Annotated in this window: 15 protein-coding genes; 6 read left to right on the forward strand and 9 right to left on the reverse strand. The window is 70.3% G+C overall.

The features are described 5' to 3' along the window. The first annotated feature begins 3 nt into the window (after nucleotides 1-3). Nucleotides 4-648 (forward strand): hypothetical protein, encoded by a 645-nt coding sequence (locus WME95_RS27040; RefSeq protein WP_437902266.1) that lies wholly within the window; start codon nucleotides 4-6, stop codon nucleotides 646-648. A 97-nt stretch (nucleotides 649-745) separates the two neighbouring features. Here WME95_RS27040 and WME95_RS27045 read toward each other — a convergent pair whose 3' ends face one another. The 4 genes from WME95_RS27045 to WME95_RS27060 form a co-directional block, all read right to left on the reverse strand. After that, nucleotides 746-1,132: a VOC family protein gene (locus WME95_RS27045; RefSeq protein ID WP_437902267.1), complete on the reverse strand. Its 387-nt coding sequence runs from the start codon at nucleotides 1,130-1,132 to the stop codon at nucleotides 746-748. A 645-nt stretch (nucleotides 1,133-1,777) separates the two neighbouring features. Then, nucleotides 1,778-3,514, reverse strand: a complete 1,737-nt coding sequence (locus WME95_RS27050; protein WP_437902268.1) for an AIPR family protein — start codon at nucleotides 3,512-3,514, stop codon at nucleotides 1,778-1,780. 191 nt (nucleotides 3,515-3,705) lie between these two features. Beyond that, entirely contained in the window at nucleotides 3,706-3,960 is a 255-nt protein-coding gene (locus WME95_RS27055; RefSeq protein ID WP_437902269.1) for a hypothetical protein, read from the reverse strand. An 87-nt stretch (nucleotides 3,961-4,047) separates the two neighbouring features. Beyond that, a complete protein-coding gene (locus WME95_RS27060) occupies nucleotides 4,048-4,359 on the reverse strand; it encodes a hypothetical protein (RefSeq protein ID WP_437902270.1) in 312 nt (103 codons plus the stop codon). A 324-nt stretch (nucleotides 4,360-4,683) separates the two neighbouring features. Here WME95_RS27060 and WME95_RS27065 point away from each other — a divergent pair, with 324 nt between their 5' ends. After that, nucleotides 4,684-4,866, forward strand: a complete 183-nt coding sequence (locus WME95_RS27065; protein ID WP_437902271.1) for a hypothetical protein — start codon at nucleotides 4,684-4,686, stop codon at nucleotides 4,864-4,866. Further along, nucleotides 4,853-5,329 carry a nucleotidyltransferase domain-containing protein gene (locus WME95_RS27070; RefSeq protein ID WP_437849767.1) on the forward strand — a complete coding sequence of 159 codons (477 nt, stop codon included), beginning with the start codon at nucleotides 4,853-4,855 and terminating at the stop codon, nucleotides 5,327-5,329. Before WME95_RS27065 ends, WME95_RS27070 begins: the two co-directional genes overlap by 14 nt. A gap of 42 nt (nucleotides 5,330-5,371) precedes the next feature. Here the strand turns inward: WME95_RS27070 and WME95_RS27075 are convergent, their stop codons facing one another. Genes WME95_RS27075 through WME95_RS27095 form a run of 5 tightly spaced genes read right to left on the reverse strand, consistent with a single transcriptional unit; the run spans nucleotide 5,372 to nucleotide 9,746 of the window. Continuing rightward, on the reverse strand, nucleotides 5,372-6,931 hold the full coding sequence (locus WME95_RS27075) for a sensor histidine kinase (protein WP_437902272.1): 1,560 nt from the start codon (nucleotides 6,929-6,931) through the stop codon (nucleotides 5,372-5,374). Between the two features lie 10 nt (nucleotides 6,932-6,941). Then, nucleotides 6,942-7,643 (reverse strand): response regulator, encoded by a 702-nt coding sequence (locus WME95_RS27080; RefSeq protein WP_437541144.1) that lies wholly within the window; start codon nucleotides 7,641-7,643, stop codon nucleotides 6,942-6,944. Then, nucleotides 7,640-8,332 (reverse strand): hypothetical protein, encoded by a 693-nt coding sequence (locus tag WME95_RS27085; protein ID WP_437902273.1) that lies wholly within the window; start codon nucleotides 8,330-8,332, stop codon nucleotides 7,640-7,642. Before WME95_RS27085 ends, WME95_RS27080 begins: the two co-directional genes overlap by 4 nt. Further along, entirely contained in the window at nucleotides 8,329-9,030 is a 702-nt protein-coding gene (locus tag WME95_RS27090; protein ID WP_437902274.1) for a hypothetical protein, read from the reverse strand. Before WME95_RS27090 ends, WME95_RS27085 begins: the two co-directional genes overlap by 4 nt. Continuing rightward, the gene (locus WME95_RS27095; RefSeq protein ID WP_437902275.1) at nucleotides 9,027-9,746 is read right to left on the reverse strand and encodes a hypothetical protein; all 720 of its coding nucleotides are present in this window, start codon (nucleotides 9,744-9,746) and stop codon (nucleotides 9,027-9,029) included. The genes WME95_RS27090 and WME95_RS27095 overlap by 4 nt, the downstream gene beginning before the upstream one ends. A 358-nt stretch (nucleotides 9,747-10,104) precedes the next feature. On the opposite strand from WME95_RS27095, the gene WME95_RS27100 reads away from it, so the two are divergent. The 3 genes from WME95_RS27100 (at nucleotide 10,105) to WME95_RS27110 (ending at nucleotide 23,789) form a co-directional block, all read left to right on the forward strand. Then, on the forward strand, nucleotides 10,105-11,286 hold the full coding sequence (locus WME95_RS27100) for an LLM class flavin-dependent oxidoreductase (RefSeq protein ID WP_437902276.1): 1,182 nt from the start codon (nucleotides 10,105-10,107) through the stop codon (nucleotides 11,284-11,286). A 163-nt stretch (nucleotides 11,287-11,449) separates the two neighbouring features. Next, entirely contained in the window at nucleotides 11,450-17,470 is a 6,021-nt protein-coding gene (locus WME95_RS27105) for an AAA family ATPase (protein WP_437902277.1), read from the forward strand. Nucleotides 17,471-17,735: 265 nt separating this feature from the next. Further along, a complete protein-coding gene (locus WME95_RS27110; RefSeq protein WP_437902278.1) occupies nucleotides 17,736-23,789 on the forward strand; it encodes an AAA family ATPase in 6,054 nt (2,017 codons plus the stop codon). Nucleotides 23,790-24,067 lie beyond the last annotated feature (278 nt).

Below are 24,067 nucleotides of genomic sequence, written 5' to 3' on the forward strand. Positions count from 1 at the left end.
GACATGAACCGAATCATTCCCTGTCTTTTCGGACTCGGGCTCGCGCTCGTCGGCCTGCCCGCGGCGGAGGCGGCAGAGAGCGCCGCTCCGGCGCCCGCGAAGCCCGACCGGGGCGCGTTCGTCGTGGCGGCCAAGGTCGGCGGCGTTGCGCCGTTCAACGGCCTCGACCCCTTCCTCGTCGGCGTCGCCGAGCTCGGCTATGTCGCCCCCTGGATGCGGCGCAGCTTCTCGCTGCTCGTGGACGTCGGCTACACGGTCCCCAGCACGAGCGGCACGGAGAGCGACCCGCGCGTCGAAGGTGGAAGCTACGCGTGGACGCTCACGCACAAGCAGCTCGTCATCGCCCCCACGGTGAACTACCGGTTCACGTCGCTCGGCCGATTCGTCCCCTACGTCGGTATCGGGCCGAGGATCTACCTCGTCGAGAACGTGACCGAGGGGCGCGCCGGACAGGCCGTGATCGCCGAGACACACGAGCAGTCGACGGAGGTGGGCGTGTTCGCGCCCCTGGGCGCGCAGCTCGCGCTCGGCCCCGGCTTCCTGCTCGGCGAGCTCCTCTTCGAGTGGGGGCCGCTCGATCACGTGGCGACGGGCGAGTCGCACAGCGCCGGCGGGACGCTCCAGCTGGGGTATCGAATGGAGATCTGAGCCGCCGCGGCCGCCTTCTCCTCGTCGCATCGGCTACGGCGCCTGCCGTGGCTTCCTTCCGAGAGCGCGCACGGACCGTCCCGGCGGCGCGCCGCCGTCAACCGCCGGCGCGCGCCGCGGGGAGCGGGCGGCGCCGGCAGCCCACCTCGACGAGGATGTCGCCGGGCGCCTTGAAATAGAACATCACGCCACGGCCGTTCTCGCTCACGGGGCCGCTGTCGATGCCCGCCGCGACGATCGCCGCGTGTTTGTCGTACACGGTTGCCACGTCGCCGACGAGGAAGCCGATGTGGAAGCCCTCCGGATAAGGGGCATCCTCCTCGCGCCGGCGCTGGAGGACGAGCGTGAAGTCGTCGGGCCCCGTGAGGATGGCGATCGCCGGCGAACGCCGGTTGCCGTGGACCTCGAACTGGAAGTGCCGCTCGAAGAACGCGGCCGTTTCGAGGACGTCGGGGACCTGGAGATCGATGTGATTGAGCTGCATGGGAGCCTCCACGGAGGACGCACGTGCGTCCTGGTGCCGTGGGACCTCACTCCGTGGTGGAGGGGACATGGGCTCCCGTCATGGGAGTGGCCGGGGCTCGCCTGAACCGGCCTACCTCTTTCGGCGAGGGAGAAGATAGCGAAGCGATCGCGACCTGGCAACGTCCCGCGACACATCGACGCGCCAGCGTGGCGGTCGAGGAGGGCGCCGCGCGCGCTCGGCGAGGCGAGGGTGGGCGAGCCAGCTCGGCGCGCGAGCGTTGCCGGGCGGGCGGCGCAGAGAGCGGGGAGCGGCGGTGCCTTAACCTCGGTGGACGGCGGCGATACCTCAACCTGGGTCGGGCCTCCGGCGGGGGCGATGCCTCAACCTGGGTTGGGCCTCAACGCACGAAGCGATAGGCGATCCGCTAGCAGCCGCTCTGCGTTGCGATCCGAAGGGGTCCGGCGCCCCTGCGGGCGCTCTGCATTGCGGTCTGGAGCGGGGCTTGGAACGTTGTTAAGCCTGGTTGCTTCCGCGGATGCGGAGGAAGCGGGCGAGGCGTCTGCGTGGTTGGACGACGTAGCGTGACGGGAGAGATGTGACGACGTGTGTATCGCTGTTTCGCCGGCGTTTGAGAGACGCCTGGCCGCATAGCCGCAGGGCCCATTACTCGGCTGACCACCTCGGCGCAAACGACGCGACGGGTACGGTCATCGCGTCGAGGAGCGTCTTCCCGTTGGGGAACGAGTTCAACATGCCCGCAATCGTTCCTGCAACCAGCGTTTCACCTTGGACCGCGCCTACGGTCTTGAGCCAGTTCTGCGGGCTGAATACTTTGTTGCTGAGCTGAGCCTGCTGGAGTGCGCTCTGCAGGGCGTTCTCCACGCACGTCGCGGCAAGTGGAAGGATCTCGTTAGCGCGCTCGGCCGCCTTCGCCGTCGCCGACGGATTGACCACGAGCGTCGGCTGCTTGTTCACTTGCGCGATGATCGCGGAGACGGCGAACAAGAGGTGGAACTTGACGTACGTCTTGCCGGCTTTGAGGACATCGTTCAGGGACAGGCTCGCCCATGTCTCGTCGATGGCGTTCAGCCACGTCAGGAGCGCGGCGATCGATTTCGGATCGTAGCCGGTCCTGAAGAGGGTCTTGTAGTGTTCGTCGAAGAGGCGTTTCTCGTTATACGAGACGCTGGGACGCTGGCAATGCCAGGCCATGAGCATCTTTGCAAGCACTGCCGCATCCACCGTCTTGGCTGCGTCGCGATCCGCAGGGCGGACCTCGCCTCTCTTGGTGATGAAGTATCCGTCCGGGTAGAGCATTTCGTACGCCCGCTTCAAGCCGACCATCACCTTGTCGTTGCTTCGGAGGTCGCGTGGCTTCACCGCCGTCTGGGAGTTCGTGTTGATGCTGATCCGATCTCCAAGCGCCCGATCAGGGATCTCATAGAGTCGGAAGAGGATGCGCGCGTCTACCGCCTCCGGAGAGCGAACGCGCTCGGAGGCCGAGAAGATGGTGGACAGCGACTGGCACCCGTTGACGACACTAAGGCCCTTGATCTTCAGGTGAACCTTGTCATCGCTGACCGAAACGGAGTCGCAGAGGGCGGTGATTCCGTTGTGGTAGAAGAAGAATTCGCGCACACGATCGCCGTTCATAATCGTGGCCTTGAGCGCGCGGTTTACTTTATTGTTCGAGCCGAGCGACTGCCGAACGTTCTTCCTGAAGAGACGTCCATCGGTGATGCCCGGAAGTCGAAGGCAGTCCTTTAACGGAAGGACCGTCAGAATCGTCTGGGCTGATCCGAGCTTCGTGATCAGCGTGTTCGCTGGATCGACCACCAAGGTGTGATCGAGGGAAGGCAGCTCCAGTGCTTCAGCCTCCGCCAACCTCGTCCCGAGCACCTCGGTGTCCACAAGATGGAGCCCGGCCGCGAAGTCGTCGGATTCCTCAAGCTTGTCAGAGAACTCCTTGAGGTCGGCCATAGCCGCATCCGTGAGCACCCCGGTAGTGAGCAGCTCGAAGTCCACTCGGTACTCGTCGTCGAGCGCGCGTCGTACCGCTTCGAGCTTTGACTTGAGGCGATCGTTACAGTCCTTCTGGAGGGACGGCAGGTCCTGGAGCCGCATCCACGCCCCCAGCACTTCGCGGAGCGGTTCGCTGTCGACAGTTCCGGCGTCGATGAACTTCCCCTGGACGACGATGACGCGTCGCTCGTCGTCGTCGACGATCACGGCATCGATCTGCTTGTCGTTCGTGCCATCAGTGATGTCATCGCGTGCTGCGATCGGGTCACGAAGAAGAATGCGCCGCAGATACCAGGCCACAAAACGCTGGCCATCGTTCGCGAAGTTCTGCTGGTAGTACCCGCCGTCCGCTATCTCGCGCTTGATCAGGTCGAGCATGAACCGCGAGGCTACCGCACCCCGACCGTACTGGAAACGCTCGTCTACCGACGCGAACCGGCCGACCCGGGCGAGGCGTCCGACGGGGACAGGGTGACCCACGTTTTCCAGCGCGGTTCAGCCGCGCCCCCAGCGCGCGATCCTCGGCCGCGGGAGCGGAACCTGGCACGCGATCCCGGGGATGAAGCAGTTTAACCCCGTCCGCTGGTGGGGGTGGTCTTGCTCTTCTCCACGTCCACCTTCCACCTGTGCCCGGTGCCCGGTACGAAGGTCAACCCGCCGCCCCAGTTCGAGCCGCCAGGAACCGCCGGTCCCGCAGCGTTCGCGCGAGTGCGGAGGGCCCACGTGGAGACGAGCCCCCCTCCCGTGACCTTCGCGCGCCACGTCTCGATGTCGTTCCTGTTCGTGTTGTCGGTCTTGATGCACTCCCATCTGAGCTGTGCCATGGGCGCCAGCGTACTCCGCCGCGCAACCTGCTCGTCCTCAAGCTGCGCAGCGCTGGTCCGCTTAACCCCTTCCCCGGGAGCATGATCTCAGTCGTCGCTGAACAGGCCGCGCGCCTCGCGCTGGAGCTGCCGAAGTCGCGCCGATGCGCTCTCCAACGTGAATTGATTCTGCTCCGTCTTGGCCTGGTGGACGGTGCGCATGTTCCCTTCGAGCACCTCCTCCTGCTCCGCGATGAGCTCGGCGATCGGCTTGACGACCTCGGCGTCGCCGATGGGCCAGGGCGCCGTCGTGGCGTCGTTCTGAAGAACGGTGATCGAACCGGGCGTGGTGGTCGGCATCGACGCCACCCGCCCGAGGGCTCGGTTGATCCTGTTGCGAACTCGATCTCCGATGTGCATCGTCAACCTCCGGCGCGTCTCTAGCGCCCGTCTCGGCGAGGTCGAGGAGAACCGTTAACCCTCGCGCCGCCGCGCGCACCAGCCGCTCGATTTACGTCTGCTGGAGCGGGCGCCCCGAGCGCGACGCGATCCCGAGCCTCGCGCACTCCGCGACAGTCGCACGCAGCGACAGCCCGCGCTCGCGCAGCCCGCGCACCTTCTCGACCACCGCGCGCTCCGCCTTGGGACGGCCGGTTGCTGCTCGCGGACAGGCGTCCGGCCGGCGAGGCTCCCGGCGAGCGCCTCACGGAGGTGCCAACGGCCCCCCGGTGCTAGACTCGGAACATGGCCGAACCTCTGGAGCTTCCCGCCGAGGAGCGGGACGAGAGCCCCTACGACGAGAACGGGGTGGACCGCTCCCTCGTCCGCTGGATGCTCAGCCTGTCTCCCACGGAGCGACTGGCGCAGGTGCAGGGGGCGATCGATCTGGTCATGAGCGTGCGCGAGCCATCCGATGGCGCTCGCTGACGTCCTGCACGCGCTGGTACACCACGACGTCGAGTTCATCGTCGTGGGCGGCATGGCTGCGGCGCTGCAGGGCGCCCCAGTGAACACCCTCGACATCGATATCGTGTACTCACGCTCCGAGGAGAACATCGTCCGGCTCATGGCGGCCCTGGCAGACCTCGAAGCCGTCTTCCGCACCGACCCACGACGGCTCGTCCCGAACGAGTCGCACCTGCGCTCGGCGGGGCACAAGCTGCTCCAGACGAAGCACGGTCTGCTCGACGTGCTGGCGACGATCGAGGAGTCGACGTCCTATGACGATCTCCTGCCCGACTCGACGGTGCTCGAGGTAGTCGGCGTACGCGTCCGCGTTTTGTCGCTGGAACGGTTGATCGAGGTCAAGGCGAAGCTGACCAGGCCCAAGGATCGGGCGATGCTCCTTCTGCTCCAAGCGACCCTCGACGAAAAGCGTCGAGCGCCCTGACCGGTACATCGAGCCGCACGGGCAACTCTCCCCGCCCCCTCCTCACTGCCGCACCGGCAGCTCCACCACGAAGCTCGCCCCCTCCCCCGGCGCGCTCTCCACGGTCACCGCCCCGCCGTGCGCCTCGACCACGCTCTTCACGATGGCCAGCCCCAGCCCCGTCCCGTCGCGGCCCTCGTCCGTCGTGAAGAACCTGTCGAAGATCCTCGGCCGGTGCTGCGGCGGCACCCCCGGCCCCCGGTCGCGCACCGCGATCCTCGCCGTCCTCTCCCCTTCCCTCCCCTCCCCGTCCTCGACGGTCACCACCACCGGCTCCCCCGGCGGCGAGAACTTCACCGCGTTGTCGACGAGGTTCATGAGCGCCGTCTCCAGGTCCGTTTGCCGCGCCCGGAGCAGCCGCGTCCGCATCTCGTACCGCAGCTCCACCGGCTGCCCCGGGCTCGCGCGCCGCTCCACCACGCGCGCCACGAGCGCCTCCAGATCGAGCACCGTCATCGCCTCGCTCGAGGCCTCGATCCGGCTCAGCTCCAGGAGCCGCGACACGAGCCGGTCGAGCCGCGCCACGTCGAGCTCGATGTTCCGCAGGAAGCGCCGACGCGCCTCGAGATCGTCCGCCGCCCCCTCGTCGAGCAGCTCGGCGGCGCCCCGGATCGACGTCAGCGGCGACTTGAACTCGTGCGCCACATCGGCCGCGAAATCCGAGATGTACCGCAGCCGCGCCCCCAGCCGCTCGTTCATCGCGGCAAACGACGCGCCGAGCTCGCGGATCTCGCCGCTCCCCGACACAGGCACCGCGACGTCGCGCTCGCCGGCCGCGATGCGCTTCGCCGCGCGCGACAGCTTGCCGAGCGGCCTCGATATCGACCACGCGAGCGCCAGCGTGACGAGGCCCGTGAACAGGCTCGCGACCACGAGGACCTTGATGAGCCCCGAGCGGATCCGGTGCAGCTCGACAAGCACCGGCTGCGTCGAGCGGACAACGTACACCGCGCCGAGCACCTCGCCGCCCCGCCGGATCGGCTCGGCCAGGAACAGGAACACCGCCAGCTCCTGCTGCCGGACGCGCGTCCGCGCCGCGCGGCGCCCGGCGAGCGCCTCGCGCACCTCCGGTCGATCCGGGACCTCGGACCAGCGCTCGCGCGCGCCCTTTCCGATCGGCTGCACGTTGTCGGCGAGCTCCCGGAAGTCCGCCGAGCTCGGGCGATGGCCGCGCGTCGACACGAGCGCGGGGGCCGCCGGCTCGGGCCCCTCGGGCGGGCCGTTCTCGTGCGAGTCGGCGACGACCGCGCCCGCCCTGTCGAGGATCCGGACGCGCGTGCGCGTGAGCCTCGCGGCCTGGGTCAAGATGTCGCCGTGCTCGGGCGCGTCGAGCTCGAGCCCTCGATCGAGATCCGACGCGAGCATCGCGGCGACCAGGACCGCCTGGTTCGCCATGTCGCGCTCCAGCGAGCCGAGCAGCTGCCGCTCGTAGAGGCGCGCGAACTCGAGCCCCGCCACGGGCACGAGCAGCACCACCAGGTTCACGACAAGCAGCCGGACGCGGATCCGGCCGAGCTCCCAGCGCAGGCGCTCGATCATCGTGCGCATCGTGGGGCCAGGCATCGCGGCCCGGCTACGCCCCCTGCAGCTTGTAGCCGACGCCGTGGACGGTCGCGATCGGATCGCCGCCAACCACACGGAACTTCGCGCGAATCCGGCGAACGTGCGTGTCGATGGTGCGCTCCGTGATCAGGTTGTCGTAGCGGTAGGCGCGCTGCATGAGCTGCCCGCGCGAGAGCACCACGCCGGGCCGCTCCAGCAGCGCGCCGAGCACGCCGAGCTCCGTCGCCGTGAGCGACACCGGCTGGCCGAGGTACCGCGCCTCGTGACGCTCGGTGTCGACCTCGATCGGGCCGTGGCGGAGGACCGCGGTGCGCGCGCCGGTGGGCGCCGGCCCGGGCGGCGGTGGCGCCTCGGTCCGCCGGAGCAGCGCGCGCACCCGCGCCACGAGCTCCCGCGGCGAGAACGGCTTCGTGAGGTAGTCGTCGCCGCCGAGCTCCAGGCCGACGATCCGGTCGACCTCGTCGGCGCGCGCCGACAGGAACAGGATCGGCGTCCTGCTCCCGGCGCGCAGCCGCCGGCACACCTCGAGGCCGTCGAGCTCGGGGAGCATCACGTCGAGCACCACGAGGTCCACCGTGCCCGCCCCCGCCGCCTCGACGGCGGCGCGCCCGTCGGCCACCGCCGTCACGGCGTACCCCTCTTTTTGCAGGGCGTAGAGCAGCACCTCGCGGATGCGCGCCTCATCGTCGACGACCAGAATGTGCTTGCTCACGTCGCGATCGGTCCCTCTGTTCCGGCGCCGTGCGCGTCGATCGCCGCGCCGAGGCCCTCCACGCGCGCCCAGACCTCGGACACGATACCACCGACGCCCTCGACCGAGGATCCGGCGAAGCGCGCCAGCACGAGCTGCGTGCGCAGCGCCTGGACGAGATCCGCGAGCTCCTCGAGGGCGCGGGCGTCGCGGTCGCGCATCGCCCGCAGGCGCCGGATGTTCTCGAGGTGGAGGTGCGCCGTCGCCAGCGACCGCCCCCCAGCACCGCCGCCGCCCCGCTCGATCTCCGCGACGCGCGCCGCGGCGGCGCCCTCGTCGAAGCCGCTCTGGCGCAGCAGCGCGTCGAGCTCGGCGTGGCGGGCGGCGGCGCGCGCCACCTCGGCCTCGATCCGCGAGGCCGCCTCGCGCGACAGGAGCGCCTCGAACGAGGTGCCAGCGCAGGCGCTGACCCCCTCGCGCAGCGCGCCCTGGACGCGCGCGGCGGCCTCGCCCGCGGCGCCGACCGGACGCCCGCCGCCCTCCCCGCGGCCCGCCGTGAGCGCGACGGGCGCCCAGATGGGCCAGAGCGGCACGCAGAGCGCCGCGGACAGGGCGGCACGGCGGCGCCCCTCGGGCGAGGCGCGGTACACCGCCACGGCGCACGCGAGCCCGGCGATCAGGTACAGCACCGCGAGATCGCGAAGGCTCATTGCGCCTCCTCCGCCACGCCGTCGAGCGAGCGCAGATCCCGGTCGTAGATCCCGAGCGAGGAGCGGAAGCTCTTCACGAGCGCGTCGGAGAAGCTCCCCTCGCGGGCGCGCAGGAACGGGACGTCCTTCTCGCTCGGCCGCCCGAGGTAGGGCCGGAGGATCCACGCGGCCTGACCGCCGACGGCGAAGAAGACGGCCATGAAGGCGACCGCGGTGAGCCAGCGGCCCCGGCCCGCGCCGATGCCCCGCACGAGCACGCCGAGCGCCGCGAGGCCCGCGACGGCGTAGGCGAGCCAGGCGGCGACCGACGACGCGTGGTAGCCGAGCCCCACGTCGATGGCCAGCCAGAGCACGGGCGCGAACGCGAGCAGCACCAGCGACGAGCGGCCCGCCGACGCGAGGGCGAGCGCGATGACGGACCGCATGGGCCACGGGCGCCCGAGCACGGCCGAGAACGCGTGGAGCGCCGGGACCGAGAGCGCGAGCGTGATCAGCATCGCCAGCGGCACCTTGACGGCCGCAAAGACGATCTGCTCGCTGCCGCGGAAGCTCCCGATCACGCCGCCGAACACGGCCGATCCGAGGGCGATGGCGCCGAGCGACGCGAGCGCGATGGCGCGGATGTCCCTGTCTTCACGGCAGCTCGCGGCCACCTCGGAGGGCGCCCGGAGGAGACGGCTCACGACGGAGGCGCTCACAGGGCACCTCCCTTCAGGATCGGCAGCATCCCCCACCACACGCGCAGCGCGAGCACCACGGCGAACGCCGCGAACACGACGAGCGCCGCCGTCGACCGGGACACGCCGGCGACACCGCCTTCGCGCTGGAGCACCGCGCCGAGGTCACGCAGCAGGACGCAGATGCCGACGGCGCCGCCCACCGCGAGGCCGAGCAGCCCCATGAGGGCCGCTGTCGCGTCCGCCCCGCTCGTCACGACGAAGAGCGCCGAGGCGGGCGCGAGGCCGCCGAGCACGAGGCCCGTCGCGGCGGCGGCGCGCGCCGTCGCCGAGAGCGCGCGTGGCGGGTCGAGCGGCGCATCGAAGAGCGTCAGCACGATCGTGAGCGCCGGCACGCCGACGCAAGCAACGGCGATCATGGCCGCAGGGACGCCGGCCGCGTGGCGGACGAACGACACGCCGCCCTGCCGCGCGCCGAGCGAGAGGCCGTACAGCGAGGCGAGGCCGAGGCCGACGCCGAACCGGGACAGCTCCTCGCGGAGCAAGACCGAGGGCCGCTCCGCAAGGAGGGCGGCCGTCCAGCTGCGGTGTCCGGCGCCTGCGGTGGGCTCCGCGGCGGGGCCGGGCACGGGGGCCGCGGAGGCGTCGTCTCGACGCTCCGCGGGCTCGTTCGCGCCGGCGTCCGTGCCGGCCTCGAGCGATGACGTTACAGGGAGACAGGTAGCTTGCGCCTGCACGAGGACCTCCATCGGGGTGAGCGCTGCGCGGCCTGGTCACGACCGCCGCAGACCTCCCTGGGCGTACCCCCCGGGTGAGGCGCGCCCGCGCGCCCGACGAGGAACAAACGCGGAGAGGTTGTGGCGAAGACGTGGCAATCGCTCGCGCCCTCCCGAGCGCCCCGGAGCCGGGACCGCCGGCACCCGAGAAGCCCTCCACCGGAGGTCTCCCGCGACGGGCCACACGCACATCCCATCCTCTGAGCGCCCGACTCCGGCGATCCATCGACATGTAGATCAGTGTGCGTCAAACCACACATTGCCGTTTTGTACGCGACGGATCGATGCTTGGCGCGCAGCACTCGCGAGGGAGGAAGTCATGAAGATCGACCTGTTCACAGAGATGCAGAGTCCCCGTCCGTGGTCGGAGGACCACGAGCACAGGGTCATCATGAACACCCTCGAGCAGGCGAAGCTCGCCGATCGGCTCGGGTACGGCTGCTTTTGGCAGGTCGAGCACCATACGGCCGAGGAGTTCAGCTACTCGTCGGCGCCGGAGGTGATGCTCGCGGCGATCTCGCAGCACACGACGTCGATACGGCTCGGGCACTCCTCGGTGCTGTCGCCGTTCCGGTTCAACCACCCGATCCGCGTCGCCGAGCGCGCCGCCATGCTCGATCACCTGAGCGGCGGGCGCCTGGAGCTCGGCCTGGCCCGCTCGACCATCCCGGAGTGGCGCACGTTCAACATCCCTCCGGACCGGACGCGCGATCAGATGCAGCAGGCGTTCGAGATGATCCCGAAGATGTGGACGCAGGAGCGGTTCTCCTGGAAGAGCGAGGACGCCGAGATCAACAACGTCCCCATCATCCCGAAGCCATACCAGAAGCCCCACCCGCCCCTCTGGCAGGCCTGCTCGAGCCTGGCCTCGTTCGAGCAGGCCGGGCGCAACGGGGTCGGCGCGCTCGGCGTCACGTTGTGGGCGCCGCCCGACCAGGTGAAGGAGTGGATCGGCATCTACCGCGAGGCCATCCGCCGGTGTGAGCGGCCCGTCGGCGCGTTCATCAACAACCAGGTCGGGTTCTTCACGTTCGCTCACTGCGCCGAGACGGATCAGCAGGCCATGGAGAACGGCGCCGCCTCCGCGGCAGCGTGGTACACGAACGGATCCTTCACGTTCTTCGAGGCAAAGGAGCACTTCCTCAGGACCCACGCCGAGGAGCAGGCGCTGGCCAAGGACCCGGCGGGCGGCGGCCTCGTGGGCCAGCTCCTGCGCGACCGCGCGGGGAAGACGCCGGCCGAGACCAAGGCCAACGCCGTCCTCGCCCGCATCATGCAGAACGAAGAGGTCCCGAACGAGGAGGTGTTCGACGCCCTGAAGGAGCAGAACTCGCTCATCGTCGGCAGCCCGGAGACGTGCCGGCAGAAGATCAAATTCTACCAGGACCTCGGCATCGATCGCCTGCTGAGCTTCCAGCAGGTCGGGCGCCTTTCGCACGAGCAGGTCATGAGCAGCATTCGCCAGATCGGCAAGCTCATCCCCGAGTTCGACAAGCCCTAGTCCCGTGAGTCGGTAATCCCGCCTCGACGCCGCGGCCGCGCCGCAGCGCAGGAGCGGACGAGCTCGGCGTGACTGCAACTCCGGCGCCTCGCCCGCTCAAAGCGATGGCGATGCGCGCCGACCATGGCAGCATGCGTCGCACATTCCCCGTAGCAGGGCTCCCGTGGGCACCATTCCCGTCTGCTCCGATCCCGGGGCGTCGTCCCGTTACGCCATCGTCGCGGTCCTCTCCGAGGGTTCAGACACCCTTCTTTACCGCAGTGTGCGCGAAGACGACGGCCTTCCCGTGGTGCTCAAGGTCCTGCGGCGCGATCACGCGAGCCCCCGCGCCCGCGAGCGGCTGCTTCACGAGTACGAGATCGCCCGGGCGATCGACACCACCGCCATCGTCAAGCTTCATGGGCTCGAGATGCTCGGCGGTCAGCCGGCGCTGGTCCTGGAGGATTTCGGGGGCGTGTCGCTCGATCGGCTCCAGGAAGGGCCGATGCCGCTCGAGCGCTTCTTTCCCCTCGCCCTCCGCATCACCGACGCGCTCGCCGAGCTGCACCGGCACCACGTCATCCACAAGGACATCAAGCCCCAGAACCTGCTCGAAAACCCCGAGACCGGGCAGGTGAAGATCACCGACCTCGGGATCGCCTGCCTCTCGCCCCGCGAGTTCCAGGACCTCACCCGCTCCCGGCTCATCGAGGGGACGCTGGCGTACATGGCGCCTGAGCAGACAGGCCGGATGAACCGCTGGGTCGACGAGCGGACCGACCTGTACTCCCTCGGCGTCAGCTTCTACGAGATGCTGACTGGCACCCTGCCGTTCCGGGCGGCCAGCGATCCTGTCGAGTGGGTCTATTGCCACATCGCCCAGACGCCGCTCGCGCCGCACACGCTCGTCCCCTCGGTTCCCCCGGCGCTGTCCGCGGTCGTGCTCAAGCTGCTCTCCAAGGCCGCCGAGGAGCGCTACCAGAGCGCGCTCGGCCTGCGGCACGACCTGGAAGAGTGCTTCGCCCGGTGGCGGGCGAGCGGCACCATTCAGCCCTTCGCGCTCGGCCAGCGCGACATCTCCGATCGGTTCCGGGTCCCGCAGCGGCTGTACGGGCGCGAGCGCGAGATCACGTCGCTGCTCGCCGCGTTCGAGCGGGTGGTGGCGCAGGGCCGGCCAGAGCTCGTGCTCGTGTCGGGCTACGCGGGCATCGGGAAGTCGTCGCTCGTCGCCGAGCTGCACCGGCCGATCGTGAGGGAGCGGGGCCTCTTCCTCTCCGGCAAGTTCGAACAGCTCAAGCGGGACGTCCCCTACCTCCCCTTCCGTCAGGCGTTCCGGGCGCTGGTGCAGGAGATCCTCAGCGCGAGCGAGGAGCAGGTCGAGCGCTGGAGACAGCGCCTCCGTGAGGCCGTCGGCCCCGACGGGAGGCTGCTCGCCGACATGCTCCCCGAGCTCGAGCTGCTGCTCGGCCCGCAGCCGCCCGTGCCCGAGCTCCCGCCCGCCGAGGCCCAGAGCCGGCTGCACGCGACGCTCCAGCGCGTCGTCGCCGTGTGCGCCCAGAAGGAGCACCCCGTGGCGCTCTTCCTCGACGACCTGCAGTGGGCCGACGCGGGAAGCCTCCTCTTGCTCGAGCAGCTCGCCACCTACGCCGGGTCCGAGCACCTCCTGGTGATCGGCGCCTACCGCGACAACGAGGTCGGCCCCGCCCACCCGCTGCGGGTCACGCTGGCCGAGGCGCGGCGCCGCGGCGCCGCCGTCTCCGAGCTCGTCCTCGGGCCGCTCTCCGAAGCCCACGTCGGGGCGCTCGTCGCCGAGGCCGTCCATGCGCCGGGAGAGCAGGTCGAGCCGCTCGCGCGGCTGGTGCACGAGAAGACCGGCGGCAACCCCTTCTTCGTGCTCCAGTTCCTGCTCGCGCTGCACCAGGAGGGGCTCATCGCCTTCGACGCGGAGCAGCGCAGCTGGCGATGGGACATCGCCGCGATCCGCGACAAGGGCTTCACCGACAACGTCGGCGACCTGATGGCGGGCAAGCTGAAGCGGCTCTCGGCCCCGGCGCAGGAAGCGCTCAAGCTCGCCGCGTGCCTCGGCAGCAGCCTGGAGCTCGAACCCCTCTCGGTGGTCGCGGGCCGCCCGGCGGAGGAGCTCCGCGGCGCGCTCGAGGAGGCCGTGCGGGAGGGGCTGCTCCTCCATCGGGACGGTTCCTATCGATTCCTCCATGACCGGATACAGCAGGCCGCTTACTCGCTTATTTCGCCAGGACAGCTCGCGGAGATGCACCTCCGGATCGGCCGGCTGCTCCTCTCGGCACGGCGCGCGGAGGAGCGCGACGAGGCGCTCTTCGACATCGCAGGGCACCTCAATCGCGGCGCCGCGCTCCTGGGTTCCCGGACGGAGCGGGAGGAGGTCGCGGCGCTGAACCTCCGCGCCGGCAGGAGGGCCAAGTCCGCGGCGGCCTTCGAGTCTGCCACCGCCTTCTTCGCCGCCGGCCTCGGCCTGCTCGCGCCCGACCGCTGGGAGACGCAGCACGAGCTGACCTACAGCCTGATCTTCGAGCGCGCGCACTGCGCGTACGCCACCGGCGGCTTCGACGAGGCCGAGCGGTTCATCGGCGAGCTCATGGAGCGCGCGAGGGACGGGCTCGAGCGCGCCGCGGTGGTCGTGCTCGCCGTGAACCTGCACACGACCCGCGGGGAGTTCACCCGCGCGGTGGAGATCGGGCTCTCGTTCCTGCGCGCCTGCGGCATCGCTCTTCCGCTCCACCCCACCGACGCAGAGATAGGGGAGGAGACGAGCGGCGTCTGGCAGGCGCTGGGCGACCGGGCGATCGAGGACCTGATCCACCTGCCGCCCATGACGCGCCCGGAGATCAAGGTCGCGATGGACGTCCTGGCGAGCACGGTCATCCCTGCTTTCCTCATGGACCCGGACCTCTACTATCTGCTCGCCGTGCAGATGGTGAAGCTCAGCCTGCGTCACGGGAGCACCGAGGCGTCCGCCCGCGCGTATGCCGCCTTCGCGATGGTGCTCGGCCCGAGGTTCGGGAGATACCAGGAGGCTTATCTGTTCGGCAAGCTCGCCTACGACCTGGCGGACAGGAGCAGCGTCCTCACCACGAAATCCTCGGTGTTCACCACCTTTGGACAGATGATCGTCTTCTGGACGCGCCACTACAGAGAGACCTATTTCTATACGCGCATCGGCTTCACCGCCGCGCTCGAGGCCGGCGACATCGTCAGCGCGGGCCTCAACTGCGTCTGGGCCCCGCTGCTCCAGTTGCTCTCCGGCGAGCCGCTGGAGGACGTGCTTCACGGGCTCGAACATCGCCTCGATTTCGTGCCCATGGTCGGTCACGCGTGGTTTCAGCCCCCCTTCGTCAGCGCCCGGCACCTGATCCAGACGCTGCGGGGGAGGCCGGCCCGCTTCTCGATGCCGGATGGATCGGAGCTGGATCAGGAGGCCTTCGAGGCGCGGCTTCAGGCGGAGAGCCTGCAGGGCTCGTATACCATCCACTATTGCTTGAAGGCTCAGGCGCTGTTCCTGCTCGGCTCCAAGGGCGAGGCCGTCGCGGCGACGGACCGTGTGATCGTCGATGAGCGCTGGAAGACTCATGCGCAGGCGATGCTCGCCGAGTGCGTCTACTATCGCGCGCTCGCGCGCGCGGCCCTCGTCGACGAGGCGCGCGAGGCGGGACCATCCCCCCGAGAGGCGCTCCCCGACGAGCTCCTCGAGTGCGAGCGGCAGCTCGGCGAGTGGGCCAGGAGCTGCCCCGACAACTTCCTGCACAAGCACGCCCTGGTCCGCGCCGAGATCGCCCGGCTCCTCGGGAACGAACCGGAGGCGAGCCGGCTCTACGAGCAGGCCATCACGTCGGCGCGGGCGGGCGGCTTCGTCCAGCACGAGGCCATCGCCAGCGAGCTCGCCGCGGGGTTCTACCGCGCGCGCGGCCTGTCCACGTCCGAAGGCGCCCACCTGCAGCAGGCCCGCGCCGGCTATTTCCGCTGGGGCGCCCACGCCAAGGTCGAGCAGCTCGATCAGCGCTTTCCCCACCTCGCCCTGCGCAAGCCGATCGCCCCCACCGTCACCTTCGCCGTGCGGGCCGAGCAGTTCGACGTCCTGTCGGTGGTCAAGGCCGCGCGGAGCATCTCCGGCGAGCTCAAGCTCCCGCGCCTGCTCGAGACGCTGCTGCGCATTGTGGTCGAGCACGCCGGCGCCGAGGAGGGGCATGTGCTCCTGCTCCGGGAGGATCACCTGTCGACCGCGGCGACGCTCGCGGCGCCCGGGGGCGCGGTACGGCTGTTCGGTGCGGGCGAGGCGCCCTCGGCCGCGCTGCCGCAATCCGTCCTCAACTACGTTCGCAGGAGCCACGAGCACGTGCGGCTCGACGACGCCGCCGGCCGGCACCCGTTCATGGAGGACGAGTATTTCAGGCGCAAGCGCCCGCGATCGGTGCTCTGCCTCCCCATCGTGCGCGAGGCCCGGCTGATCGGCGTGCTGTACCTGGAGAACAACCTCGTCACCGGCGCCTTCACCCCCGCGCGGCTCAGCGTGCTCGAGCTGCTCGCCGCGCAGTCGGCGATCTCGCTGGAGAACGCCCTGCTCTATTCCGAGATCGAGCAGGAGAACGCCGAGCGGCGGCGGGCGGAACAGGCGCTCAAGGCCAACCAGGAGACGCTGCAGGCCATCGTCGACAACTCGGCGGCTGCCATCTTCCTGAAGGATCGGGAGGGTCGATATCTGCTCGCCAACCAGCAGGCGGGCAACCTCGTTCGCCTGCCGAGCCGTGAGCTCCTCGGAAAGGCCGACGCCGATCTCTTCTCTGCTCGGACCACCGAGAGCTTCCTGGGCAGCGACCGGAAGGCGCGCGACTCGGGCGAGCCGGTGGAATGCGAGGAGGAGGTCCTGCTGGAGGACGGACCGCACACCTTCCTGACGGTCAAATTCCTCCTCGGCGAGGAGGTCATGCCCGGCGTGCTCTGCGGCATGGTCACCGACATCACCGAGCGCAAGCGGGCCGAGCAGGCCGAGCGCTTCCTGGCCGAGGCGAGCCGCAAGCTGATGGCCCTCGGTTACAGCGCCACCCTCGAGAGCGTGGCGCAGCTCGCGGTGCCCGAGCTCGCCGACCAGTGCATCGTCGAGGTGCACTGCGACGACGGGGCGCCGGGCCCGGCGGCCGCCGCGGGGGTGCCCGGCGAGCAGCTGGGAGCGCTGAACGACGCGCTGCGCCCCCTGACAGCGGCGTCGCCGCTCCGGCCCGAGGTGGGCGACGTCCGCGCCGCGCCCCTCCTGCAGCAGCTCGGCGTTCACGCCTTCCTCCGGGTTCCGCTCATCGCGCGCGACAGGTGCTTCGGGGTCATGACCCTGATGGCGACCACGCCCAGCCGCCGCTATGGCCCCGCCGACCTGCGGCTGGCCGAGGAGCTGGGCGGCCGCGCGGCGCTCGCGCTCGACAACGCCCGTCTGTACGCCGAGGCTCAGGAGGCGATCCGGCGGCGGGACGAGTTCCTGCTCGTCGCCTCTCATGAGCTCAAGACCCCGCTCACCTCGCTGCAGATGCAGGCGCAGCTCGTCGATCGCCTGCTCCGCCGCTACCAGCGCGCCGAGCTCGCCCCCGAGCGGATCGACAAGGCGCTGCGGATCCTCGATCGCCAGCTCGCGCGGCTCGGGCACCTGGTCGACGAGCTGCTCGACGTCACGCGGCTGAACGCCGCGCGACTGACGCTCTCGCGCGCGCCGGTCGATCTGGCGGCCCTCTCGCGCGAGGTCGTCGAGCGCATGAGCCAGCAGCTCGCGGACGCCCGCTGCCACGTCGAGCTCGATCTGGACGAGCCCGTGGTCGGGCGCTGGGATCCGTCTCGCCTGGAGCAGGTCCTCATGAATCTGCTATCGAACGCGATGAAATACGGCGCCGGCGGCCTCGTCCAGGTCAGCGTGCGCAGGCAGGGCGATCGCGCGCTGCTCGTGGTGCGAGATCACGGGATGGGGATCGCAGAGGCGGATCAAGCCAGGATCTTCGAGCGCTTCGAGCGCGCGGTGTCGGTCCGGAACTTCGGCGGTCTCGGCCTCGGGCTCTACATCGCGCGCAGCATCGTGGCCGCGCACGGCGGATCCGTCCGCGTGGAGAGCAAGCCGGGCGCCGGCGCGACGTTCATCGTGGAGCTCCCGCTGAGCCCACCGGAGGCGGAGGAGCGCGACGCCGCGCCGGCCTAGGACACCGACGATGAGGCAGCCGCGCGCTGCCGCACGAGAGCTCGGTCGAGCGGCGGACGGCGCTGCGGCGTTCGCGAACGAGCGTGCGGGGCAGGTCCTGCCACGATGTCCTCGACAGGGTGGCCCCGGTGTGAGGCGTGGCGCGCGCCGGGGGTTCGCGGAGGGAGGAGGACGGATGATGTCCGGCGACTCGCCCAGTCAAAGCGTTGGCGGCGCGCACCGACCATGGCAGCATGTGCCGCGCATCACCGGCATCAGGACTCCAGTGGACACCCAACCCGCCTCGTCCGATCAGGGGTCTTCGTCCCGTTACGCAATCATCGAGGTCCTCTACGAGGGTTCAGACACCCTTCTTTACCGAGCTGTACGCGAGGGCGACGGCCGACACGTGGTGCTCAAGGTCCTCCGGCGCGATCACGCGAGCCCCCGTGCCCGCGAGCGGCTGCGTCACGAGTACGAGGTCGCCCGGGCGCTCGAGACCACGGCCATCGTCAAGCCCTACGCGCTCGAGATGCTTGGCGATCAGCCGGCGCTGGTCCTGGAGGATTTCGGCGGCGTGTCGCTCGATCGGCTCCAGCGAGGGCCGATGCCGCTCGATGGCTTCTTCCCGCTCGCCGTCCGCTCGGCGGAGGCGCTCGCCGAGGTGCACCGGCATGGCGTCGTCCACAAGGACATCAAGCCTCAGAACCTGATCCTCCAGCCCGCTACCGGCGAGGTGAAGATCACCGATCTTGGAATTGCAACCCGGATTCCGCGCGAGCTCCAGCACCTCGAGCACGTCGGGCTCATCGAGGGGACCCTGGCGTACATGGCCCCGGAGCAGACGGGCCGGATGAACCGCTGGATCGACGAGCGGACCGATCTCTACTCCCTGGGCGTCGTCTTCTATGAGCTGCTGACGGGCAGCCTGCCGTTCCGGGCCAGCGATCCCGTCGCGTGGGTCCATTGCCATATCGCCCAGAAGCCGCCGCCGCCGCACGCGCTCGTCCCCTCGATTCCCCCGCTCCTGTCGGAGGCCGTGCTCAAGCTGCTCTCCAAGGCCGCCGAGGAGCGTTATCAGAGCGCGGCCGGCCTGCGGCGCGACCTGGACGAGTGCTTCGCGAGGTGGCGGGCGAGCGGCGCCATTCCGCCCTTTGCGCTCGGGCAGCGCGATCTCTCCGACCGGTTCCAGGTGCCGCAGCGGCTGTACGGGCGCGAGCGCGAGGTTACGGCGCTGCTCGCCGTGTTCGAGCGGGTGGTAGCGCAGGGCCGGCCAGAGCTGGTGCTCGTGTCGGGCTACTCGGGCATCGGCAAGTCATCGCTCGTCGCCGAGCTGCACCGGCCGATCGTGAGGGAGCGGGGCTTCTTCCTCTCCGGCAAGTTCGATCAAACCGCGAGGGACATCCCCTACCGCGCTTTCCTTCAGGCGTTCCGGGCGCTCTTGCAGGAGATCCTGGGCGCGAGCGAGGAGCAGGTCGAGCGCTGGAGACGGCGCCTGCGGGAGGCCCTCGGCGAAAGCGGAAGGCTGCTCGCCGACGTGCTCCCCGAGCTCACGCTGCTCCTCGGTCCCCAGCCGCCCGTGCCCGAGCTTCCGCCCGCCGAGGCCCAGAGCCGGCTGCACGCGACGCTCCAGCGCTTCGTCGCGGCGTGCGCCCGGAAGGAGCACCCCGTGGCGCTCTTCCTCGACGATCTGCAGTGGGCCGACGCGGCCAGCCTCCAGCTGCTCGAGCAGCTCGCCACCTACGCCGGGGCCGAGCATCTCCTGCTGATCGGCGCGTATCGAGACAACGAGGTCGGCCCCGCGCACCCGCTGCGGCTCACGCTGGCCGAGGTGCGGAGGCGCGGCGCCGCCGTCTCCGAGCTCGTCCTCGAGCCGCTCTCCGCCGCCCACGTCGCGGCGCTCGTCGCCGAGGCGGTCCACGCGCCGCACGCGCCGCACGCGCCGCACGCGCCAGAAGATCAGGTCGAGCCGCTCTCGCGGCTGGTCTACGAGAAGACCGGCGGCAACCCGTTCTTCGTGCTCCAGTTCCTGATCGCGCTGCACCAGGAGGCGCTCATCACCTTCGACGCGGACGAGGTGGCTTGGCGGTGGGACATCGCCGCGATCCGCGACAAGGGGTTCACCGACAACGTCGTCGAGCTGATGACGGGCAAGCTGAAGCGGCTGTCGGTCCCGGCGCGGGAAGCGCTCACGCTCGCCGCCTGCCTCGGCAGCAGCCTGGACCTCGACACGCTCGCGGTGGTCGCAGGCCATCCGGCGGAGCTCCGCGACGCACTCGAGGAGGCCGTGCGGGAGGGGCTGCTCCTCCGCCAGGGCTCTGCCTATCGATTCCTCCATGACCGGGTACAGCAGGCCGCTTACTCGCTCATTCCGGCGGAACAGCGCGCCGAGAGGCACCTCTGTATCGGGCGGCAGCTCCTCTCGGCGCAACGCGCGGAGGAGCGCGACGACGCGCTCTTCGACGTCGTCGGCCACCTCAACCACGGCGCCGCGCTTCTGCGTTCCCAGGCGGAGCGCGATGAGGTCGCGGCGCTGAACCTCCGCGCCGGCAGGAGGGCCAAGGCGGCCGCGGCCTTCCAATCCGCCGCCGCGCTCTTCGCCGCGGGCCTTTCGCTGCTCGCGCCGGCCTCCTGGGAGGCGCGGCACGAGCTGACCTACGACCTGACCTTCGAGCGCGCGCACGTCGCGTACATCACCGGCGCCTTCGGCGAGGCCGAGCGGCTCCTGGAAGAGCTCCGCGATCGCGCGAGGACCCGGCACGAGACGGCCGCCGCCTCCGCGCTCGTCGCCGCGCTGAACGTCACCCGCGGGCACTACGCCCGCGCGGTGGAGATCGGGCTCTCGTGCCTCCGCGCGTGCGACGTTGATCTGCCGCTCCACCCCACCGACGCGCAGATCGAGAAGGAGACCGAGAGCGTCTGGCAGGCCCTGGGCGATCGGGCCATCGAGGACCTGATCCATCTGCCCCCCATGACGCACCCGGAGATCAAGATCACGATGGGCGTCCTGCAGAGCGTGTCCCTCCCTGCGTTCTTCGTGGACCCGAACCTGTACAACCTCGTCGTCATGCGCATGGTCAAGCTCAGCCTGCGCCACGGCAACGCCGAGCCCTCCGCTGTCGCCTACGCCGCCTTCGCGATGGTGATCAGCTCGAGATTCGGCCGATATCGGGAGGCTTACCTGTTCGGCAGGCTTGCCCAGGGCCTGGCGGACGCGAGCGGCCTCCTGACCACGAAATCGGTGGTGGTCGTCCTCTTCGGACACCATGTCGTCTTCTGGACACGCCACTACAGAGAGACGTATCCGTACACGCGAGAAGGCTTCAGCGCCGCGGTCGAGTCCGGTGACCTGAACATGGCGTGCACCAACTGCATCTGGGCCGCGCTGTTCCCGCTGCTCTCTGGCGAGCCGCTGGAGGACGTGCTTCGCGAGGTCAAGGAGCGCCTCGGCTTCGTGCACAGGGTCGGTTACACGTTTGCGCACAACGCCCTCCTCGGCGGCCACGCCATGATCCAGACGCTGCGCGGGAGGCCGGTCCGCTTCTCGATGCTGGACGGGTCCGAGCTGGATGCGCCGGCCTTCGAGGCGCGGCTGGAGGAGGCTGGGAAGCTGGAGGCCGCTCGCGACTTCTATTACAGCTTGAAGGCGCAGGCGCTCTTCGTGCTCGGCTCTCCCCGAGAGGCGCTGGCGGCGGCGACCCGCGCGATCGCCGAGCACCCCCCCAGGGTCGTGCCGCACGCGGTCATCGCCGAGAGCTTCTATTATCTCGCGCTCGCGCTCGCGACCCTCTTCAACGCGCCGCACGGCGCGCACGAGGCGCAGCCGTCCCCGCTGGGGGCGCTCCCCGAGAGGCTCCTCGACTGCGAGCGGCAGCTCGGCGCGTGGGCCAGGAGCGGCCCCGACAACTTCCTCCACAAACACGCGCTGGTCCGCGCCGAGATCGCCCGGCTCCGGGGGCACGAGCCGGAGGCCAGCCGGCTTTACGAGCAGGCCATCACATCGGCGCGGGAGGCCGGCTTCGTCCAGCACGAGGCGATCGCCTGCGAGCTCGCCGCGGAGTTCTACCGCGCGCGCGGCCTCACCACGCCCGCCGACAGCTACCTGCGAGAGGCACGCGCTGCCTACTTCACGTGGGGCGCTCACGCCAAGGTGGAGCAGCTCGATCAGCGTTATCCCCACCTCGCCCCGCGCAAGCCGATCGCCCCCACCATCACCTTCGCGGTGCGAGCCGAGCAGTTCGACGTCCTGTCGGTGGTGAAGGCCTCGCAGAGCATCTCCGGTGAGCTCAAGCTCCCGCGGCTGCTCGAGACGCTGCTGCGCACCATGGTCGAGCACGCGGGCGCCGAGGAGGGGCATGTGCTCCTGCTCCGGGAGGACCGCCTGTCGACCGCGGCGGCGATCGAGGCGCCCGGGGGCGCGGTACGGCTGCTCGGTGCGGGCGAGGCGCGGTCGGCTGCGCTGCCAGAGGCCGTCCTCAACTACGTTCGCCGGAGCCACGAGCGCGTGCTGCTCGACGACGCCGCCGCCCGGCACCCCTTCATGGAGGACGAGTATTTCCGACGCAAGCGCACGAGATCGGTGCTGTGCCTCCCGATCATGCGCGAGGCCCGGCTCATCGGCCTGCTTTACCTGGAGAACAACCTCGTCACCGGCGCCTTCACCCCCGGGCGGCTCAGCGTCATCGAGCTGCTCGCCTCGCAGTCGGCCATCTCGCTCGAGAACGCCATGCTCTATGCCGATGTCGAGCAGGAGAACGCCGAACGGCGGCGGGCGGAGCGGGAGCTCCGGGAGAGCCAGGCGACGCTGCAGGCCATCGTCGACAACTCGGCGGCGTCCATCTACCTCAAGGATCACGAAGGCCGGCACCTGCTCGTCAACCGGCACGTGAGCAACAACCTGCGCCTGCCGATCGCGGAGATCCTCGGAAAGACGGTCGCCGAGCTCTTCCCTGGTCCGGTCGGCCAGACCATCCACGATCACGACCAGAAGGTGCTCGAGGCAGGCGCGCCGATGGAGTGGGAGGAGACGGTGCCGCTGGAGGACGGGCTGCACACCTTCCTGTCGGTCAAGGTGCCTCTCGGCGAGGGGCCCACGCCTCGGATGCTCTGCGGCATCTCCACCGACATCACCGAGCGCAAGCGGGCCGAGCAGGCCGAGCGCTTCCTCGCCGAGGCGAGCCGCAAGCTCATGGCCCTCGGCTACGGCGCGACCCTCGAGACCGTGGCGCAGCTCGCCGTGCCCGAGCTGGCCGATCATTGCGTCATCGATGTGGGCCTCGCTCACTGCGCCCCGGGACACACGGTCACCGCGGGAATGCCGGCCGAGCTCGCTGACGCAGTGAGAGACGCGCTGCGGCCCCTGGCGGCGACCTCGCCGGACCGCGCCGAGGTGGGCGACGTCCGCGCCGCGCCCCTCCTCGAGCAGCTCGGCATTCACGCCTTCCTCCGGATTCCGCTCCTCGCGCGCGACCGGCGCTTCGGGGCCATGACCCTGCTGGCGACCGCGCCCCGGCGCCGTTACGGCCCCGCCGACCTGTGGCTCGCCGAGGAGCTGGCGAGCCGCGCCGCGCTCGCGCTCGACAACAGCCGTCTGTTCACCGAGGCCAAGGAGGCGATCGAGCGCCGGGACGAGTTCCTCGTCGTCGCCTCGCATGAGCTCAACACCCCGCTGACCTCGCTGAAGATACAGGCTCACCTCCTCGCTCGGCTGCTGCCTCGCTACCGGCGCGCGGAGGTCGCCCCGGAGCGCATCGACGCCGCGCTCCAGCTCCTCGATCGCCAGATCGCGCGGCTCGGCCACCTGGTCAACGAGCTGCTCGACGTCACGCGGCTGAACGCCGGGCGGCTGACGCTCGCGCCCGCGCCGGTCGATCTGGCGGCGCTGGCGAGCGAGGTCGTCGAGCGGATGAGCCAGCAGCTCGCCGACGCCCGCTGCCCGATCCAGCTCGACTTGGACGAGCGCGTGGTCGGGGACTGGGATGCTTCTCGCATGGAGCAGGTCCTCATCAACCTCCTGTCGAACGCGATGAAGTACGGCGCGGGCAGGCCTGTTCTCGTCGGCGTGCGGAGGCAGGCCCATCGCGCGCTGCTGGTCGTCCGGGATCAGGGGATCGGGATCGCGGAGGCCGATCAGGGCAGGATCTTCGAGCGCTTCGAGCGCGCGGTGTCGGTGCGCAACTTCGGCGGCCTGGGCCTGGGGCTCTACATCGCACGCTCGATCGTGGCGTCGCACGGCGGATCCATCCGGGTGGAGAGCAAGCCGGGCGCAGGCGCGACGTTCGTGGTGGAGCTCCCGCTGAACCCGCCTGAGGCGGAGGAGCGCGGCGCCGCGCCGGCCTAGCGAGCTGTGCGGAGCCCGGTCGGGCTCTAGCGCCATAAGGCGGCGCTGGCGGCGCGCCCACGGCGCTGGACAGGCGAGCGAACGTTCGCTAGATTGCCCCCTCGATGTCCGTCCCTCGCGCGCGCTCCCTACGCCCCTGCCTAGGCCTACGGCCCGGGGGCCTTTGCGCGCGCTGCTGATCGACGTCGCTCCTCGCAGTACGGCCCCCTCGGTTCTCTTGGTCCCGGTGGGGGTCCTCCGCCTCGTCGTCGTGTCGTGACGACTCCCATCGCTAGCTT

The sequence above is a fragment of the Sorangium sp. So ce327 genome (genome assembly GCF_051530205.1).
GTDB lineage: Bacteria > Myxococcota_A > Polyangia > Polyangiales > Polyangiaceae > Sorangium > Sorangium cellulosum_B.

Bases quoted from the DNA above. Each gene is read 5' to 3' on its own strand.
- WME95_RS27040 (WP_437902266.1), top strand. From the start codon at position 4: ATGAACCGAATCATTCCCTGTCTTTTCGGACTCGGGCTCGCGCTCGTC.
- WME95_RS27045 (WP_437902267.1), bottom strand. From the start codon at position 1,132: ATGCAGCTCAATCACATCGATCTCCAGGTCCCCGACGTCCTCGAAACG.
- WME95_RS27050 (WP_437902268.1), bottom strand. From the start codon at position 3,514: ATGCTCGACCTGATCAAGCGCGAGATAGCGGACGGCGGGTACTACCAG.
- WME95_RS27055 (WP_437902269.1), bottom strand. From the start codon at position 3,960: ATGGCACAGCTCAGATGGGAGTGCATCAAGACCGACAACACGAACAGG.
- WME95_RS27060 (WP_437902270.1), bottom strand. From the start codon at position 4,359: ATGCACATCGGAGATCGAGTTCGCAACAGGATCAACCGAGCCCTCGGG.
- WME95_RS27065 (WP_437902271.1), top strand. From the start codon at position 4,684: ATGGCCGAACCTCTGGAGCTTCCCGCCGAGGAGCGGGACGAGAGCCCC.
- WME95_RS27070 (WP_437849767.1), top strand. From the start codon at position 4,853: ATGGCGCTCGCTGACGTCCTGCACGCGCTGGTACACCACGACGTCGAG.
- WME95_RS27075 (WP_437902272.1), bottom strand. From the start codon at position 6,931: ATGCCTGGCCCCACGATGCGCACGATGATCGAGCGCCTGCGCTGGGAG.
- WME95_RS27085 (WP_437902273.1), bottom strand. From the start codon at position 8,332: ATGAGCCTTCGCGATCTCGCGGTGCTGTACCTGATCGCCGGGCTCGCG.
- WME95_RS27100 (WP_437902276.1), top strand. From the start codon at position 10,105: ATGAAGATCGACCTGTTCACAGAGATGCAGAGTCCCCGTCCGTGGTCG.